The sequence below is a fragment of the Mesorhizobium sp. WSM4815 genome, from assembly GCF_055811575.1.
Genome location: NZ_JBVVQS010000083.1, coordinates 107,613 through 124,583 on the forward strand (window position 1 = coordinate 107,613; position 16,971 = coordinate 124,583).

Consider the following 16,971-nt stretch of genomic DNA (forward strand, 5'->3'; position numbering starts at 1 on the left):
GTCAGAGATCCTCCCAGCGCAAACAGCGGCTTTGCTGGGTCGACGTCGCCGCGAACAATGGCGGTACAGCAGTGCGGCAGGCATCGACAGCCAGGGCGCAACGCGGCGCGAAAGAGCAGCCCTTGGGCAGCAAGGCAAGCGATGGAACATTGCCGGCGATGGTCGGCAGCGGCGTTCCTGCTGCTTTCAGCGTGGTGGCTTGGCCAAGTCGCGGCACCGAACGCATCAGCCCGGCGGTGTAGGGATGACGCGGACGGTTGAACACCTGGCTCACCGGACCCGATTCCACGATGCGCCCGGCATACATCACCGCGACCCGGTCGGCGATCTCGGCAACGACGCCGAGATTGTGCGTGACGAATAGAATGCCCATGCCGCGTTGCGCTTGCAGCGCGGCCAGCAGGTCGAGAATCTGGGCCTGGATAGTGACGTCGAGGGCGGTGGTCGGCTCGTCGGCGATCAACAAGGTCGGATCGCACGACAAGGCCATGGCGATGGTGGCGCGCTGGCGCATCCCTCCCGATAGCTCATGCGGGTATTGCCGCGCCCGCCGATCAGGGTCGGGAATTCCGACCTGAGCCAGCAGCCGCACGGCATCAGTGGCCGCATCACGGTGCGATCTGCCGAGATGGATGCGGATCGGCTCGGCAATCTGTTCGCCGATGCTGTAGACCGGATTGAGGCTGGTCATCGGCTCCTGGAACACCATGCCGATGTCGTTGCCGCGCACCTTGCGCAGCGACTCGGGATCGAGGCCGGTCAGTTCGGTCACCGTGCCGTCCCTGCGCCGCAGCGCGATCGAGCCCTCGGCAATGCGTCCGACCTTCTTCGGCAGCAGGCCGATGATCGACAGGCTGGTGACCGACTTGCCCGATCCCGACTCGCCGACCAGCGCAACCGTCTCGCCCGAACCTATCACCAGGTCGATGTCCTGCACGGCGGCGATGTCGCGTCCGGCGATACGGAACACCGCCCGCAGACCGGAAATCGAGAGGATCGGAGCGTCCACGGTCAGCGCAGCAAGCCGACGTCGCGAAGGATGATATCGACCTTTGCGGCTTCCTCGTCGTTCAGGCTGCGTTGCGGCCGCGCCATGGTGTTGGAGGCGATGATGCCGAGGCTCCTCATCGCGGTCTTGAAGGCGCCGACCCCGGCCGAGCCGGCGCTCGTCCTGCCGAGCGAGATCCAGACGATCTCGAACAGCTTCAACAGCCGCTCCTGCTCCAGGCGGGCCTCGGCGTGCTGACCCGCCTGCATCAGGTTCCACAGCCTGACGTAGCCGTGCGGGTCGACATTGGCGAGGCCCGGCACGACTCCATGCGCGCCCATGGCAAGTACGCTGTCGACCAGGATCTCGGACCCGGTCATGCCGAAAAAATTCGGGTCGTTGGCCATGCCCTTGAGCACATAACGCAGATTGCCGTCGTCACCGCTGGAATCCTTGATGCCGGCGATAACGCCCTCGCTGGCAAGGCCGACGGTGGTCTGGCGCTCCAGCTTGACATGGACGCAGACCGGGATGTCGTAGGCGATGATCGGGATGTCGACTGCGTCCTTGATGTAGCGGAAGTGATCGCCGATCTCGGGCTGGCTGGTGCGGGCATAGAACGGCGCGGTGACCACGACTGCGTCAGCGCCGGCCGATCTGGCTGTTAGGGCGTGGTTGATGACGCGATCGGTTGTCGGGTCGATGACCCCGGCGAAGATCGGAACGCGGCCATTGTTGACCTTGACGGCGTGCTCGATGATGGCCCGGCGGCCGGCCTCGTCATGGAAGACCACCTCGCTGGTCGAGCCGAGCACGAACAGGCCGTGAACGCCGCCGTCGAGCAGGTTTTCGATGGTCCGCGTGAACGACGCAAAATCGACCCTGAGATCGGAATGGAGTGGGGTGACGACGGGTGGCACGACACCGGTAAACAGGGGCATTTTTTCAAAAACCTTCAGGTCAGTTGAGATCGGAACGAGGGTCGAATGCATCGCGCAGGCCATCGCCGATGAAGTTGATGGCCAGCACGGTGAGCACGAGTACGGCGCCGGGAAACATCCATTGCCAGGGGTATTGCTCGAGCACCACGGTGGAGCGGGCGAGATTGAGCATGTTGCCCCAACTGGCTTCGGGCGGTGCGATGCCGAGGCCGAGGAAGGAAAGGCCGGCTTCGAGCAGAATGGCATTGGCGATCTGCAGCGTGGCGTAGACGACAAGAATGTCGATGCAGTTCGGCAGGCCGTGGCGGAACAGGAGATGCGGCAGCCCCGCCCCCATGCCACGGGCGGCGACGACGAAGTCACGCTCGCGCAGCTCGAGCAGCCGGGCGCGCACCATGCGCGACAGCACCGGCCAGGAGAGCAGCGAGATCACCAGGATGGTCGGCGCGATGCCGGTGCCGGCGATCGAAGCGAGCACGAGCAGGAAGATCACCGGCGGCAGCGTCATGGCGAGGTCGACGAAGCGCATCACCGTGCCGTCGACAAGGCGCCCGCCGAAGCTGGCGACAGCGCCGACCAGGAAGCCGATGACGATCGAGATGGCGACCGAGCAGACGGCGACCAGCAGCGAGATCCGTCCGCCTTGCAGCAGCCGGGCCATGACGTCGCGGCCGACGCCGTCGCTGCCTAGCCAATGAATGGCGGACGGCCCCTTGTTGATCGCCCTGAGATCGATGGCGTTGGGGCTGAACGGCCACCACAGGGAATAGGTCGAGACCGCCAGCAGAATGGGGATGACGATAAGCAGACCGGCGCGCGCCGCACGATTTTCAAAGAACCGGCCGAGCGCGCGGCGAAGCGGTCCCTTGGTTTGCGGCCCGGCTGTCGGGTCGATTGTCGGATCTGGTGCGGTGATCGTCATCACGACACCTGGATGCGCGGGTCGACGACGGCATAGACGATATCGGTCAGGAGATTGACCAGAATGACGCAGATGCCGATTACCAGAGTGGCGCCCATGATCACCGGGTAGTCCCTTGTGCCGACGGCGTTGACCAGCAGCAGGCCCATGCCCGGCCAGTTGAACACGCTTTCGAGGAAGATGGCGCCGCCGATCGCTATGCCGACCGTCGACCCGATCAGGGTGATGACCGGTAAAAGCGCATTGCGGGTTGCATGCTTGATGATCACCCAGAATTCGCGCACGCCCTTGGCACGTGCGGTCCGCACATAGTCCTGGTTGAGCACTTCCAGCAGCGACGCGCGCATGTAGCGCATGATCAGCGCGGCGTGTCCGATGGACAGCAGGCAGGCGGGCAGGACCAGGTGCGCGAGCACGTCCGCTACGGAAAAAGGCGCGCCGGCGGTCTGCATGCCGCCTGATGGTGCCCAGCGCAGCAGCACCGAGAAAAAGTACAGTCCCAGAAGTGCCGTCAGAAACGCCGGGCTGGAGATGCCGACGAAGGAAACCACCGACAGCGCGATGTCGGGCAGCGTGTTACGGCGGACGGCGCTGAAGATGCCGGCGGAAATGCCGAGCACGATGGCGATGGCCAGGCCGGTGCCCATCAACAGCGCGGTCGGGCCGATGCGCTCCATGACCAGCGGCAGCACGCCAACGCCGCTGCGCTGGATCGAATAGCCGAAGTCGCCGCCGAGCGCAGCGCGAAGCCAGGCGAGGTATTGCACGGGAAGCGGCTGGTCGAGCCCAAGCCGGTCGCGCAGGACTTCGAGGTCGGAAGCCGACATCGGGCTGGACGGATTGATATAGGCATCGATCGGATCGCCGGGCGCCAGCCGCAGAAGGATGAAGATGAGGACGCTCAGGGCGACCAGCATCAACAGTCCTGTAGCGCTGCGGCGGGCAATGAAACTCAGCATTGGCTGTCCGTGGCGATGGTGAGCGGAGCCGGCATCGTGCCGGCCCGTATCATTGGCGGGCCGGAATGGCCCGCCAGCCGTTTTACTGGATGTCCCAGCGTTCCGGGTGAGCCGCATAAGGACCGCCGCCCGGCGCCGGCGTCCAGACAAAGTCACGCAGCTTGTTGGAGGCTACGCCATAGCGGTTGGCCACCCATAATGTCGCCCAGGGCAGATCCTTGTTCATCACCTTGCAGACTTGCTGCCAGGATTGATCGATCTTGGCCGGATCGGTCTGGGCGAGCGCAGCGTCCAACGCGGCGCTGAGATCATCGAACTCGATGCGCATGGTGTTGAAGCCTGCCGGCGGAATCTGGGACTTGTTGAGACCCGGGCTGATGCCGGCCGGATTGGGACCGTTCTGCAGGCCGGCATAGACCATCGCAAACGCGTTCCAGTCCGGCGTGCCTTCCTTGTAGACGATGCCGTTATAAGTCGGCGTATCGACGACGCGCGGCACCACATTGATCCCGACCTCGGCCAGCATCGACTGGATGGCAGCCATCACGTTGGCGGCTTGCGGCGAGCCGTAATAGGTCAGCAAGGTGATCGGCTTGTCGCCGTTGATCTTGTCCCAGCCCGCCTCGGCAAGCAGAGCCTTGGCCTTGGCAGGATCATAGGCATAGGGTTCGAGACCTTCGGGAAGCAGGTGCGGCGCGACGTAGCCGCAATTGGCCGGTTTGGCCGCGCCGCCATAGAGGCTCTCGATGATGGCATTGCGATCGATCGCGTACATGATCGCCTGGCGCACGCGAACATCCTTAAAGAGCTCGACCTTCTGGTTGAGGCCGATGTAGTTGACCACATAGGAGGCGCCCTCGATCAGCTTGAAATTGCTGTCGCTCTTGAAGGTTACCGCGTCGTCGGGCTCGACATAGGTGAACTGGATTTCGCCGGCGCGCAGCGCCGCAACGGCCGCCGCCGGGCTCTCGAAATATCGGTTGATGAGCACGTCGACCTTCGGCTTGCCGCCGCGATACTCGTCATCCGCGGCCAGTTCGACATATTGATCGCTGACATAGCGCTTGAACTTGAAGGGGCCGGTGCCGACCGGCGTCGTGGACCACCAGGTGCTCGTGGCCAGCGTTTCCGGCGGCATCGCGGCCAGGGCATGCTCCGGCAGGATCATCACCTGCGAGAGAATCGACAGGAAGGAGCCGTTGGGCTTCGACAATTTGACGACCACGGTGCGATCGTCCGGCGCGTCGACCGACGCGATGTCGCCGAGGCGCGCGGCAAACAGGCTGCCGGAGGCCTTGTTCCTGGCGAGCTCAAGCGTGAACTTGACGTCCTTGGATGTGAACGGCTTGCCGTCGTGCCAGCTCTCCTGGGCAAGGTTGAACGTGTAGGTCAGCTTGTCGTCGCTGACCTTGTAGTCCTTGGCCAGATCGCCTTCGAGTTCGGTCAGTTCGGCGTTGTAGATGACCAGCGGTTCAAAATAGGTGCTGAGCCAGGTAAAGCCGCCGGTCGCAGCCAACGGATTGAAGTTCTTGGGAAAGCCGCCGGGGCCGACATCGAAGCCTCCGGTGATGGTCTTGGCGCCCTGTGCCTGGACGCTGGTGGCAAGGCTAATGCCGCCGAGCAGCAGCCCGGTGATGGCCAGATGACGAGCTATAGTTCTGATGCGCATGGTTTCCTCCCTTGGCATTGTCAGGTAGTTCGGCGTTGGGTCAGGTAATCCGGTTTTTGGCGATCACTTGCTGAATACCCCTGTAGTGGTCGTCGAGGCGCTCGCGCGCCCGGTCGACGTCCTTGGCGGCGACGGCCTCGACGATCTCGTGATGGTCGCGCCAGGTCGCCAGCGGCGTCGGATTGTCGAGGCTGGTGAAATTCGAGGCCTTGTTGAACGCCACCCAGAAGATGTCGATCAGCGCGCTCAACATGTGATTGTTCTGGCAGCGGAACAGCAACTGATGGAATTGCTGGTCCTCTTCGGCAAAGCTCTCCTGGCGCTCGGCGCGCCGCCGCATGCTTTCGGTCAGCTGGCGCAGCGCGGCGATGTCTTCGGCGCTGATCATCTCGATGGTTTTTGCGATCAGGCCGGTTTCAAGGACACGGCGGATCTCGCGCAGTTCCTCGACGTCGCGCAGCGAATCCTGCAGGCCGTATGCCAGATTATCCAGCAAGGGCTTGAACGAGAATTCCTTGACGAACACGCCGATGCCGCGACGCGTCTCCAGAATGCCGATCGACTCCAGTGCCTTGATCGCTTCGCGCACCGAGTTGCGGCCGACGCCGAGCCGCTGCGCCAGGAAGGTCTCCGGAGGCAAGGGGTCGCCCGCCTTGAGCTGGTTGCTCTGGATATATTTCCTCAGGCTCTCCTGCACGCTGACGTGAAGCAGCGGCGGTCGGGCCAGCGGTTCGATCGATTTTTGGTCCGGGTTCAACTTGGGTTCCGAGCTCAACTTGGGTTCCGGCATTTTTCTCCCAGCGCCGCTGCAATTGCGGCCGATGGCGCGTCGCAAAGCGGTCGATGCTTGTAGCATAGCGACTTGTAGGATATCCTGCAAGCAAGAGGATTACGCGCTGAATGAAGATCGTCCTGGCCGGCTCAAGCCATTGGCACGCCGAAATGCATCTCGACGCTGCACGTTTTTGCGGCGCCGAGATTGCCGGCATCTGGGATGAGGACGCGCAGCATGCGCGCGCCTTCGCAACCCGCCATCATTTGCCGTTCATCGCCGATTTTGCGAAAATCCTCTCCGGCCCGCCGGACGCGATCCTGCTGATGGGACACCCTTCGACGGTGCCGGCGCGGGCCCGTGCCGTGATCGAAGTCGGCATACCGCTGATCCTGGAAAAGCCGGCGGCCAGCAGCACCGCAGCGTTAGCCGCGCTCAGCGAGCTGGCGAGGCAGCACCAGGCCTTTGTCAGCGTTCCCCTGCCCAACCGCTTTGGGCCGGCCGCCACTGCCTTTGAACGGCTGCGCAGCCAAGGCCGCGCCGGTGCGATTGCTCATTGCCAGTTCCGGCTGGTCAATGGCCCGCCGCAGCGCTATGCGGCCGACGGCGTCGCCTGGGTGGTGGATCCGGCGATCGTTGGCGGCGGCGCGCTGAGGAACCTCGGCATACACGGCGTCAATGCCGCGCTCGGCCTGGCAACCGGCGCGCTCAGGCTAAAAACCGTTTCGATCGAGAACCGCATTCACCGCGCCCCGGTCGAGGACCATGCGCTGCTTGTACTGGAAGACGCTGCCGGAGCGTTGTTCGTCGTCGAGGCCGGATACACTTTTGCTTCGATGCGCCCCGGCGGCGATTTCGAATGGCGTATCGTCAGTGAGAATGCGACCCTCATCGACTATGGCGAGCGCGCCTTCTGTGCGACGCTCGACGATGGCGCTATCATCGAATTGCCGATCGAATTGCCGGCGACGCGCTACCGCCTGTGCATGAGCGACACGCTCGACCGGCTGGCTCGAAAAGCGCCGCCGGCGACTTCGATCGATGACTATGTTGCGGCGATGTCGCTGATCGACGCCGCGTATGAAAAGGCAGGACGATGATTGGAATAGGTATTATCGGAGCGGGCGATTTCGGCGCCGCCCATGCAAGGGCAATCAAGCAGGTGCAGGGCCTGCATCTCGTCGCATCGTGCCGCGGGAACAACGATGCCCTGGCCGCCTTCACCAGCGAACATGGTGGTCGCGGCTACACCGACTGGCGCAAGCTGCTGGACGACAAGGAAGTCGAGGCAGTCCTCATCGCCAGTCCTCACCATCTGCATGCCGAAATGGCGATCGGCGCGGCGAACGCCGGCAAGCATATCATGCTCGAAAAACCGATGGCGCCGACGGCGGCGGCCTGCGATGCGATCAACGCCGCCGTGGCCGCCGCTGGCGTCAAGCTGATGGTCGCCCATCTCATGCATTTCGCGCTGCCTTGCATGGCGGCCAGGCAGATGCTTGAGCAAGGAACGCTCGGCCGGCCGCTCGTCGGATCGAGCTGGATCATCAAGCTGTGGATGGAGCACAATCGCCGCGACTGGCATCTGCGCAAGGCCACCGGCGGCGGCATGCTGTTGACGGCCGGCATCCATGCGCTCGACCGCCTGGTCTGGCTCATGGATGACGACGTCGTGTCGGTGAGCGCCATGCTTGGCGCCATGTCCCATGACCAGGAAGCCGACGACACCGCCCTGCTCGGACTGCGCTTCGCCGGCGGCGGGCTCGGCCAGGTGCAGAGCGTCGGCTATCGCAATGGCGCGGCCGGCTACGCCATGGACCTGGTCTGCGAGCAGGCAACGCTGCGCATCGACATGGGCCGCGGCACGATGCTTGGCCGCGACACGGCCTGGGCCGACCTGCCCGGCTCATTCGAGCCGAACTGGATGCTTGCCGCGCTGGTGCGCGAATGGAGCGCGATGCGCGATGCCATTGCCGACGACAAGCCGGTGCCGGTCGACGGCGCCTATGGCCGCAAGATCATCGGCATCATCGAGGCCGCCTTTGCGTCGAACGAAACGCGCCGCGAGCACGAGATCGCCGGTGCGCCCTGATTTCGACGACCACTTGAGCCACTTGCCCTCACACGTGCCGCGCGGCGTCTGGGGGGCGGTGATGCTGGCCATCGACGATCGCGGGGCAATCGACTGGGAAGCGACGGAGGAAACGATCGCGCGGCTCTGCGCATCAGGTGTCGACGGCATCTATTCCAACGGCACGGCCTGCGAATTCCACTGCCAGACCGAGCCCGAGTTCGACCGGCTTTGCGCCCTGGTGGCTGCGATTGGCGGCCGCGCGCGCCTGCCCTTCCAGATCGGCATCAGCCAGTCCAATCCGCGCGTCGCGCGCGAGCGGCTGATGCGGGTGTCGGCGCTTCGCCCGGCGGCGGTGCAATTCACCTTGCCCGACTGGTGGCCGCCCAGCGACGGCGAGGTCATGCGCTTCGTCGGCGGCCTGTGCGAGGCCGCGCCCGACATGCCGCTGGTGCTCTACAACCCACCGCATGCCAAGCGCCGCCTGACGCTCGAAGCCATCGCCAGGCTGCGTGCAGCGGTGCCGTCGCTGGTCGGCGCCAAGCTGCCGGGCGGCGACCCCGGCTGGTACGCCGACATGCGCCGCGAACTGCCGGGATTTTCGGTCTTCGTGCCCGGCCATACGCTGGCGACCGGATTTGCCCAGGGAGCGCATGGCAGCTACTCCAACGTCGCCTGTCTTAACCCCAAGGGCGCGGTAATGTGGTGGCAGACGATCCGCACCGACGCGGCGGCCGCTGCCGAGGTCGAGACGCGCATCCAGGCCTTTCTCGCCACCCACGTACTGCCTTTTCGCGCTCGCTATGACGTCAGCGATGCGGCGCTCGACAAAGCGATGGCGGCGGCCGGCGGTTGGGCGCCGCTTGGCCCGCGACTGCTCTGGCCCTACAGCTCGGTTCCCGACGAGGCGATCGCGACGCTGGCCCAAGCCGCACGAACGGCCCTCCCCGGATGGTGGCAGTGATCTCGGCTAATCGCCTGTGCCTGCCCCGTGATCCAAGGGGAACAATCATGGCCTGTTCCGGATTTGACGCCTGACGGACTCGTGGTCATGCTGGACCGATGACAAGAGGTGTACTGCTGGACCTCGCAGGCGTCATCTATAATGGCGAGACCGCCATACCAGGCGGGATCGACGCCGTCGCGCGTTTGCGCCAGGCCGGCTTGGCCATACGCTTCATAAGCAATACCACGCGCTCGTCGAAACAGAGCGTTCTCGAACGTCTGCAGGCGATGGGACTCACCGTTACCAGGGCAGATGTTTTCACCCCGGCGCACGCTGCACGCGATTGGCTGCTTCGCAATGGCCGAGCGCCATATTTGCTGATTCACCCCGGCCTTGCGCCGGACTTTTGCGAACTGCCGGATCGCGACAAGCGCGCCGTCATCGTCGGCGATGCCGGAGACGCCTTCACCTATGCGGCGTTGAATGACGCGTTCCACGAGCTGAGCGCCGGGGCCGAATTGCTGGCCCTTGCCACCAACCGGACGTTTCGGGATGCCGACGGCGAGCTCAGCCTCGATGCCGGGCCATTCGTCGCGGCATTGGAATTTGCCTCGCTGAAACGCGCAACCGTTCTCGGCAAGCCGTCGTCGGAATTCTTTCTGTCGGCGCTGGCAAGCATGGACTGTCCGCCAGACCAGGCGATCATGGTCGGCGACGACGCCGAGGCCGACATAGCTGGCGCGCTAAGCGCCGGACTGTCGGGCGCATTGCTGGTGAGGACCGGCAAATACCGGCAGGGCGACGAGAAACGGTTTGATCCGCGCCCGACCGCAACCGTCGCAGATCTCGCGGCGGCGACCGACTGGATCCTTGCGCGCCGGGACTGAACCGGCCGTACAGCGTGCGCTTCGCTTGAGATATCCGGGCTAGGTCGTCTGGCGCTCCATTTCCACCTCGGCCGCCAGACTTTCGATGTCGCGGAAGATCGAAGCGACAGCCAGCGTGCGCCCTTCGCGCTTGAAGCGGAGCAGGCAATCCCTGGCAACGATGTCGCCATCGATCGCGATCTCGTCCCATTGCGCGGCATGGCCGACATAGTTGATGGGAACATCGTAGTGCTGGCTCCAGAAGAACGGCACGGCGACAAATTTCTCGCGATGGCCGAGCATGTTGAGGGCTGCGGTTCGCCCCTGCCGCTCGGCAACTACCCAATGCTCGACCCGAATGTTCTCGCCACTGTGAGGATCCGGCCACCGCGCAATGTCGCCGGCCGCGAGGATGCCTGGTGCGCTCGTCTCCAAAAAGGCGTTTACCACGACACCGCGATCAAGGGTGAGCCCTGCCGTTTCGGCTAGCCCTGTCCGCGGTCGCACGCCGATGCCGGCGACGACGAGATCCGCCGTCAACGTATCGCCACCGCTGAGTTTCACCTCGCTGGCGTCGATGCTGCCCGCGGTGTCCTCGAGATGGAATACGACACCATTCTCCTCATGCAGGGCGCGGATGAAGTCGGCCATTTGCGGACCCATGATCCGTTCCATGGGCCGTTTTTCCGGCGCCACGACATGAACTTCGATCGCGCGCGACCGCAGCGCCGCGGCAACCTCCAGGCCAATGAAACTGGCGCCAAGCACGACGGCGCGGCGCGCAGTCGTGGCTCGCTCGATGATCGCCTTGCAGTCTGCGAACGAGCGCAGCGTGTGAACATGTGGCTGGTCGGCGCCTTGTATGGTCAGGCGAACCGGTTCGGCTCCGGTCGCCAGGAGTAGCCGGTCGTAGGCAGTCCGGGCCCCGTCCGCGAGCACAACCTCGCCAGAACGTGCATCGATGCTGGCGACATCCGCATTGAGGCGCAGGTCGATGCCGTTCTTCGAATAGAAGCTTTCTCGGCGCAGCGGAATCCAATCCTCCGGTGCTTTGCCGGCGAGGTAGTCCTTGGAAAGATTGGGCCGATCAACCGGCGGCGCTTCGTCGTTGCTGAGCATGACAATGCTGCCTTGATAATGTTCGCGCCGCAGTGTTTCTGCCGCCGCGAAACCGGCGGCGCCGCCACCGACAATGACGATTTTTTCGGGAGCCTGGCTGGAGCCGCCAGGGCGCGGCTTGGACACCGTCCGATTGCGTTTCTCGCCCACGACTATCCGATCATCTCGTTGTTCCACCGACCAGCACGCGAGTGGACTGAAAGCAGGGGCGCGCAAGGCCTCGCCTGTACGCAAATCAAAACACGCGTGATGCCAGGGACACCGGACGGTGTCTTCCGCCACAAGACCGTCGACGAGCGGCCCGCCATAATGTGTGCATGTCGCGCCGATGGCGAAGATCTCGGCCCCGCGGCGCACCAGCAGCACCGGCTCATCGCCGCATTGGCCGAGGAGCTTTCCGCCGTCGGCAAGGTCGGATAACGCGATACCCTCGACCAGATCCGGCCCGGTTGGTTTGGCATGATCTTCAGCCATTTTCCTCTCCGTTGGCGCGATCCAGAAGATCGCCTGTACGGCCGACAAGCGGGAAATCGTCAGGTCACCAGCCTCGGAATACCTTCTGCTTGGCCAGCGCGCCTTCAGGTTCTCGGACACCGCTTGTGCCCAAACGTCCGGCCGCGTCATTCGTTGCCAGTTGCGCAGTACACGCCGTCGATTTCCTGGCGTTTGGATTCGTTGCCGAAGGAATGACGCCGTCGCGTAAACTTTTTCGCCGGACATGCGTTGTTCGTTCTCCAAGCCAAGGAGACAGCCATGCAGAGGAAATCGGAAATCGCCGGCGAGGCCGCCAAGCAACGCCACATCCAGCGCGGCATCGACGCCAAGGACAAAACGAAGGGCAACGGCAAGCAACAAGGCGCCATGCAGGCCGGAGCACGCAAATATCCCGAGCCGCCCTTTCCCGAGCAGCACCAGCCGAAGCCAGGGCATGAATGGGCGATAGAGCCGGCGCCGCTTTACGACGCGCCATTCTATATCGGATCAAAAAAGCTGGACGGCAAAGTGGCCGTCATCACCGGCGGCGATTCCGGCATCGGCCGAGCCGTGGCCGTGCTCTATGCGCGCGAAGGCGCCGATGTGGCGATCGTCTATCTGTGCGAGGACAAGGATGCTGAAGAAACGAAGAGGGCCGTCGAAGCCGAGGGCCGGCGCTGCACGCTGGTCAAGGCCGACGTCAGCGAACGCGACCACTGCCACAAGGCTGTGACTAAGGTGGTGAAGGAATTTGGCCGGATCGACGTGCTGGTCAACAACGCCGCTTTCCAGGTCCATTCCAGCGACTTCAGTGAGCTGACCGAGGAGCATTTCGACACGACGCTGAAGACCAACCTCTACGGCTATTTCCACATGGCGCAGGAGGCCGTTCCGCATATGAAGCCTGGTTCGGCGATCATCAACAGCGGCTCCATAACCGGCATCGAGGGCTCGAAGCAGCTGGTCGACTATTCGATGACCAAGGGCGGCATTCATGCCTTCACGCGCGCGCTGTCCGGCAACCTCATCGAAAAGGGAATTCGGGTGAACTGCGTGGCGCCAGGCCCGGTGTGGACCCCGCTCAACCCGTCGGACAAGCAAGCCGGCGACGTCTCGAAATTTGGCGCAGACACGCCGATGAAACGGCCGGCGCAACCGGAGGAAATCGCGCCGGCCTATGTGTTCCTCGCCTCGCCGCATTGTTCAAGCTACATCACCGGCGAGATATTGCCGATCATCGGCGGCTACTGAGAACGTGTCGCCCGCACTGCCTCGATCATCGTGGACCTCTCGCCTGTGGCGGAGGTAGCGGCGATCTCAGATATGAAATGGTCGACAGATGTATTTCATTGCCTTGGCGACGGACTATGACGGCACGCTGGCGCACGATGGGATCGTAGTCGAAAAGACGCTTGCAGCCCTCGAACGGTTCAAGAAAAGTGGCCGCAAGCTCATCCTCGTCACTGGCCGCGAACTGCCCGACCTCAAGCGGGTTTTTCCCGAACTCGGCGTGTTCGACAAGGTCGTCGCCGAAAATGGGGCGTTGATCTACACGCCTGCCAGCGAGGAAGAACGTGCGATCTCACCGGCGCCGGCGCCGAAATTTGTCGCCAGTTTGAAGAAACGCGGCGTCAAGCCGCTTTCAGTCGGACGGTCGATCGTCGCGACCTGGGAACCACACCAGGCAACAGTTCTTGAGGTCATCAAGGAACTCGGGCTGGAGCTGGAAATCATCTTCAACAAGGGCGCGGTGATGGTGCTGCCCACCGGCATCAACAAGGCAGCCGGGCTGGCAGCCGCACTTGAGGACCTCAAGCTGTCGCCACACAATGTGGTCGGTATTGGCGATGCTGAAAACGATCATGCGTTCCTGCGGGCCTGCGGCTGCAGCGTCGCTGTCGAGAACGCCCTTGCGGCGGTCAAGGATACAGCGGATCTTGTAACGCGCGGCGCACGTGGAAAGGGCGTCGAGGAACTGATCGAAAAGCTGGTAAAGCGTGATCGGGAATTTGTCCGAAAAGCCCGTGACGGCATCCTTCTCGGTTCGGTCGGCGGCGACGAAGTCTATCTGACGCCGACCGACACGGTTCTGATCGCCGGAAGCTCCGGCATCGGCAAATCCACCTTGGCCACCGCGCTGACGGAACGCTTCGTCGAGAACGGATTCCAATTCTGCGTTTTCGATCCGGAAGGCGACTATGATGGCCTCGAAGGCGCCGTCCGGGTAGGCGATGCCTCAAGCGAACCGACAAAGGCACAAGTGCTCGACCTGATCGAAAAGCCCGACACCAATGTGGTCGTCAACGGGCTGGCGTTGCGGGTCAACGAGCGACCAGGCTTCTTTGCCGACCTGCTCCCCGGTCTTGGCAATTTCCGCTACCGTACGGCGAGGCCGCATTGGCTGGTCATCGACGAGGCGCATCATCTTCTGCCCAGGAAGCGCGACGACACGCGCGCCATCCTGTCGTTGGAATTGCCGGGCACTGTCCTGATCACCGTTCATCCGGAAGCGATCTCGACCGACGCCCTGCGTCTGGTCACTGCCGTCATTGCGCTCGGTCCTAAGGCCAAGAATGTCATCAAGGCCTTTTGTCAGGAGACGGACACCAAGCCGCCAAAGGATATTCCCTCGCCAAAAGGCGAGCGTGTGCTGTTCTGGCGGCCGCAAGCCCGCAAGAAAATTGCCATGGTCAAAGCGATCGAGCCGCGCCAGTCGCTCAAGCGTCACAGCCGCAAATATGCCGAAGGTCAACTCGACGAGGCCGGCAGCTTCTATTTCAGAGGTCCCGACAACGCGATGAACCTCCGGGCCCACAACCTGATGATCTTCGCTCAGATTGCCGAGGGCATCGACGACAGAACCTGGGAGCATCACCTGCGCGCCGGCGACTATTCCGAATGGTTTCGCCGACAGATCAGGGACAAGGATCTGGCGCGCGAGACCGCCGAGGCGGAAAAGGACGAAATGCTCTCGGCGCAGGAAAGCCGCAAGCACGTTCTGGATGCGGTGCGTCGCCGTTATACGGCTCCTGCCACCGCCCCGGAGGAATAGAGAGGAATAGGGTGCGAAAGGATCGCCCACGCACATCATTCTCGGAGGCACCGGCCGTGTTGGTTCTCTGCAGCCATGTCGCTTTTTACAGCAGGGCGAAGCAGTGGCCGGTTGACCGCGTCATCCACGCCGAGTTCCCTTTCATCCATGGCGTTTTGACTGGTCAGGGTTCACTATATCCAATGGCAAAGAGGCGCAGGTCATAGGCCTCGGGATCGCGACGAAAGATCAACGCGCCCTTCCGTTGGGAATTCTGTGGGACATAGTCGAGCGTAGCGCTGCTATCCTCGACGACCTCATCGCCGTTGCGGAGCTCACCTTTGATCTCGACAGCAGCAACTGATTTCCCCGCCCTGTTTGCAGCGGCGAACTCGACCACGTAGCCCCCCTCGGTGACCGCGACCGCGAGCGGCACCACAACGATCCGGGCGGTCCCATCGCGCGTGCTCACGCCATCGACGACAAGATAACCGAGCACGGCAAGCAGGACTACGGAGCTTATGCCCGCCACGACCCACTCCGTGACCGAAGTCCCGGGTTTGCGTGTCTTTGCTTTGTTATCGGATTGCTGCTTCTGTTGCTTGTCGCCTTTTGCCGGGTTCCTTGTCACAGAATGAGCCTCGCAACCGCCGCCCCGAGCGCGCCAGGAAACGACAGAACCACGACTGCACTGAGTGTCTCCGAAAAGCCGGCGCCATCGGTCCTGCCGAAGGTCCACAAGATGTAGAGGTTCACAAGCATTACCAGGACATAGCCGACGATCGCATAGCGAAAGAAGATGCTGACGAATCCGGCGCCCGGCTCGGGACTGTGCGAGCCGCGGAATTCGAACTCATAGACGAAGGCGTGCATGAGAGCGAGGGTGACCACCACCAGGGCGATTTCCTGCCAGGGCTCCATCTTGTAGGCGATGAGGACGACCTCTTCCGTCGGTGCGATGTTCACCGAAAGAAACAGCGCTCCGACCACCATCAGGAACAGCTCTCCGGTGTAGCCGGGCTCGGGAATGTCCTCCTCCTCCAACAAGCTCGGGCCGAGTTGCGCGCGTGCCAAGGATGCTCCGAGACTGCCTGGGACAATTTGCACCGCAATTTTGCCAATCACCTCCCGTAGCGGCATTTCGACGGTCACGATGCCGAAAATGAAAAACACCGCCGTAGCCGCCACAGCGGCCACAAGTATGGCCACAAAAGCATCGGCGATGCGGTCGCGGAGCGCCACCGTCTGGCGAAAGCCTCCGTACTTGTGCAGCAGCACCAGCATTGGCAGAGTGACAGCGAGGAACAGGGCGAGCCGCAGTGGGTGAAGGTGAAAGCCCAGCGCCCAGGCTTCCATGGTCATCAGCACCGGGACGGCGAAGATCAACGCTCCGGCAAAGGCACGCCCAAGACCAATCCAGAACTCACGCGGCGTTGGCGCATGCCTGACGATGATATCGGTTGGCGCCACGTCCGCTCCTCTGAGATAGCCTGCGAGGAACAATGCTTCCTGGGCAATCTTGTTCCGGCCACTGCATCTTCGCCACAGTCGAACGGCGCTGCGATGTTCAAACCCAAGCCAAACCTGTTGGGAACTCGCGAGCCAGCTTTCCGTTCAAACTCTCGATCGAAAGACAAGGCAAAGCCGACACAGCGTCTGGAGTGAAATCATGAAATCGCAGCTCGTCGCCGAAAGCGCCGGACAAAGGATGTTCGTAGTGGTGCTTGATCCCGGAGAGGAAGCGTTCGCGGCGCTCACATCTTTCGCTGTCGATCACGATATTGGTGGTGCCTCGCTGACCGCGCTCGGCGCCTTCGAAAAGGCGACTGTCGGCTGGTTCGACATCGAGGAAAAAACTTATCGGAAAATCCCGGTGCTGGAACAGTGCGAGGTGCTCAGCGCGATCGGCGACGTTGCGATCGGCGACGACGGCAAGCCCAGCCTTCACGTCCATGCGGTGCTCGGATTGCGCGACGGCAGCACGAAGGGCGGACATCTGCTCGATGGCATTGTTCGGCCGACACTCGAAGTCACATTGGTGGAAACGCCTGGTCATCTGCGCCGCAGAAAACGTCCGGAACTCGGCATCGCCTTGATCGATCTCGATGCCTGAAGCCAAGCGCGGATCAGGCTAGTTGGTCATCTGCGCCGCAGAAAACGTCCGGAACTCGGCATCGCCTTGATCGATCTCGATGCCTGAAGCCAAGCGCGGA

16 protein-coding genes are annotated in these 16,971 nt (G+C 63.0%); 7 read left to right on the forward strand and 9 right to left on the reverse strand.

Annotated features, from left to right (window positions below; genetic code table 11):
- Nucleotide 1: 1 nt before the first annotated feature.
- From AC0L2B_RS08260 to AC0L2B_RS08285, 6 genes are all read right to left on the reverse strand, one after another.
- Nucleotides 2-1,009, reverse strand: coding sequence for an ABC transporter ATP-binding protein (locus tag AC0L2B_RS08260; RefSeq protein WP_473744882.1), 1,008 nt, complete (start codon nt 1,007-1,009; stop codon nt 2-4).
- A gap of 2 nt (nt 1,010-1,011) precedes the next feature.
- A complete protein-coding gene (locus AC0L2B_RS08265; protein WP_473744883.1) occupies nt 1,012-1,929 on the reverse strand; it encodes a dihydrodipicolinate synthase family protein in 918 nt (305 codons plus the stop codon).
- A 19-nt stretch (nt 1,930-1,948) separates the two neighbouring features.
- On the reverse strand, nt 1,949-2,851 hold the full coding sequence (locus AC0L2B_RS08270) for an ABC transporter permease (RefSeq protein WP_287327350.1): 903 nt from the start codon (nt 2,849-2,851) through the stop codon (nt 1,949-1,951).
- A complete protein-coding gene (locus AC0L2B_RS08275; RefSeq protein ID WP_027154064.1) occupies nt 2,851-3,810 on the reverse strand; it encodes an ABC transporter permease in 960 nt (319 codons plus the stop codon). The genes AC0L2B_RS08270 and AC0L2B_RS08275 overlap by 1 nt, the downstream gene beginning before the upstream one ends.
- An 82-nt stretch (nt 3,811-3,892) precedes the next feature.
- Nucleotides 3,893-5,479 (reverse strand): ABC transporter substrate-binding protein, encoded by a 1,587-nt coding sequence (locus tag AC0L2B_RS08280; RefSeq protein WP_473744884.1) that lies wholly within the window; start codon nt 5,477-5,479, stop codon nt 3,893-3,895.
- Between the two features lie 40 nt (nt 5,480-5,519).
- Nucleotides 5,520-6,269 (reverse strand): FadR/GntR family transcriptional regulator, encoded by a 750-nt coding sequence (locus AC0L2B_RS08285; RefSeq protein WP_023801363.1) that lies wholly within the window; start codon nt 6,267-6,269, stop codon nt 5,520-5,522.
- 110 nt (nt 6,270-6,379) lie between these two features.
- Here AC0L2B_RS08285 and AC0L2B_RS08290 point away from each other — a divergent pair, with 110 nt between their 5' ends.
- From AC0L2B_RS08290 to AC0L2B_RS08305, 4 genes are all read left to right on the forward strand, one after another.
- Nucleotides 6,380-7,351, forward strand: coding sequence for a Gfo/Idh/MocA family protein (locus AC0L2B_RS08290; RefSeq protein WP_473744885.1), 972 nt, complete (start codon nt 6,380-6,382; stop codon nt 7,349-7,351).
- Entirely contained in the window at nt 7,348-8,343 is a 996-nt protein-coding gene (locus tag AC0L2B_RS08295; protein ID WP_473744886.1) for a Gfo/Idh/MocA family protein, read from the forward strand. The genes AC0L2B_RS08290 and AC0L2B_RS08295 overlap by 4 nt, the downstream gene beginning before the upstream one ends.
- Nucleotides 8,333-9,286, forward strand: a complete 954-nt coding sequence (locus AC0L2B_RS08300; protein ID WP_473744887.1) for a dihydrodipicolinate synthase family protein — start codon at nt 8,333-8,335, stop codon at nt 9,284-9,286. The genes AC0L2B_RS08295 and AC0L2B_RS08300 overlap by 11 nt, the downstream gene beginning before the upstream one ends.
- 98 nt (nt 9,287-9,384) lie before the next feature.
- On the forward strand, nt 9,385-10,155 hold the full coding sequence (locus AC0L2B_RS08305; RefSeq protein WP_473744888.1) for a TIGR01458 family HAD-type hydrolase: 771 nt from the start codon (nt 9,385-9,387) through the stop codon (nt 10,153-10,155).
- Nucleotides 10,156-10,194: 39 nt separating this feature from the next.
- Here AC0L2B_RS08305 and AC0L2B_RS08310 read toward each other — a convergent pair whose 3' ends face one another.
- The gene (locus tag AC0L2B_RS08310; protein ID WP_473744889.1) at nt 10,195-11,727 is read right to left on the reverse strand and encodes an FAD-dependent oxidoreductase; all 1,533 of its coding nucleotides are present in this window, start codon (nt 11,725-11,727) and stop codon (nt 10,195-10,197) included.
- Between the two features lie 279 nt (nt 11,728-12,006).
- Here AC0L2B_RS08310 and AC0L2B_RS08315 point away from each other — a divergent pair, with 279 nt between their 5' ends.
- Complete coding sequence (locus AC0L2B_RS08315) at nt 12,007-12,978, forward strand: SDR family oxidoreductase (protein ID WP_023801357.1); 972 nt, start codon at nt 12,007-12,009, stop codon at nt 12,976-12,978.
- An 88-nt stretch (nt 12,979-13,066) separates the two neighbouring features.
- The gene (locus AC0L2B_RS08320; protein WP_287319060.1) at nt 13,067-14,779 is read left to right on the forward strand and encodes an HAD family hydrolase; all 1,713 of its coding nucleotides are present in this window, start codon (nt 13,067-13,069) and stop codon (nt 14,777-14,779) included.
- A 163-nt stretch (nt 14,780-14,942) separates the two neighbouring features.
- Here AC0L2B_RS08320 and AC0L2B_RS08325 read toward each other — a convergent pair whose 3' ends face one another.
- Together AC0L2B_RS08325 and AC0L2B_RS08330 are read right to left on the reverse strand one after the other, a co-directional pair.
- The gene (locus AC0L2B_RS08325) at nt 14,943-15,389 is read right to left on the reverse strand and encodes a TIGR02588 family protein (protein ID WP_023801355.1); all 447 of its coding nucleotides are present in this window, start codon (nt 15,387-15,389) and stop codon (nt 14,943-14,945) included.
- Nucleotides 15,386-16,174, reverse strand: coding sequence for a TIGR02587 family membrane protein (locus AC0L2B_RS08330; RefSeq protein WP_473510082.1), 789 nt, complete (start codon nt 16,172-16,174; stop codon nt 15,386-15,388). The genes AC0L2B_RS08325 and AC0L2B_RS08330 overlap by 4 nt, the downstream gene beginning before the upstream one ends.
- 253 nt (nt 16,175-16,427) lie before the next feature.
- Between AC0L2B_RS08330 and AC0L2B_RS08335 the strand changes: the two genes are divergently transcribed.
- Nucleotides 16,428-16,871, forward strand: coding sequence for a PPC domain-containing DNA-binding protein (locus tag AC0L2B_RS08335; protein WP_473744890.1), 444 nt, complete (start codon nt 16,428-16,430; stop codon nt 16,869-16,871).
- Nucleotides 16,872-16,971: the final 100 nt, after the last annotated feature.

What these genes read in the sequence shown, in the direction of transcription:
- AC0L2B_RS08265 (WP_473744883.1), bottom strand. Translation starts at nt 1,929, where the DNA reads ATGCCCCTGTTTACCGGTGTCGTGCCACCCGTCGTCACCCCACTCCAT.
- AC0L2B_RS08270 (WP_287327350.1), bottom strand. Translation starts at nt 2,851, where the DNA reads ATGACGATCACCGCACCAGATCCGACAATCGACCCGACAGCCGGGCCG.
- AC0L2B_RS08275 (WP_027154064.1), bottom strand. Translation starts at nt 3,810, where the DNA reads ATGCTGAGTTTCATTGCCCGCCGCAGCGCTACAGGACTGTTGATGCTG.
- AC0L2B_RS08280 (WP_473744884.1), bottom strand. Translation starts at nt 5,479, where the DNA reads ATGCGCATCAGAACTATAGCTCGTCATCTGGCCATCACCGGGCTGCTG.
- AC0L2B_RS08285 (WP_023801363.1), bottom strand. Translation starts at nt 6,269, where the DNA reads ATGCCGGAACCCAAGTTGAGCTCGGAACCCAAGTTGAACCCGGACCAA.
- AC0L2B_RS08290 (WP_473744885.1), top strand. Translation starts at nt 6,380, where the DNA reads ATGAAGATCGTCCTGGCCGGCTCAAGCCATTGGCACGCCGAAATGCAT.
- AC0L2B_RS08295 (WP_473744886.1), top strand. Translation starts at nt 7,348, where the DNA reads ATGATTGGAATAGGTATTATCGGAGCGGGCGATTTCGGCGCCGCCCAT.
- AC0L2B_RS08305 (WP_473744888.1), top strand. Translation starts at nt 9,385, where the DNA reads ATGACAAGAGGTGTACTGCTGGACCTCGCAGGCGTCATCTATAATGGC.
- AC0L2B_RS08310 (WP_473744889.1), bottom strand. Translation starts at nt 11,727, where the DNA reads ATGGCTGAAGATCATGCCAAACCAACCGGGCCGGATCTGGTCGAGGGT.
- AC0L2B_RS08315 (WP_023801357.1), top strand. Translation starts at nt 12,007, where the DNA reads ATGCAGAGGAAATCGGAAATCGCCGGCGAGGCCGCCAAGCAACGCCAC.
- AC0L2B_RS08320 (WP_287319060.1), top strand. Translation starts at nt 13,067, where the DNA reads ATGTATTTCATTGCCTTGGCGACGGACTATGACGGCACGCTGGCGCAC.
- AC0L2B_RS08335 (WP_473744890.1), top strand. Translation starts at nt 16,428, where the DNA reads ATGAAATCGCAGCTCGTCGCCGAAAGCGCCGGACAAAGGATGTTCGTA.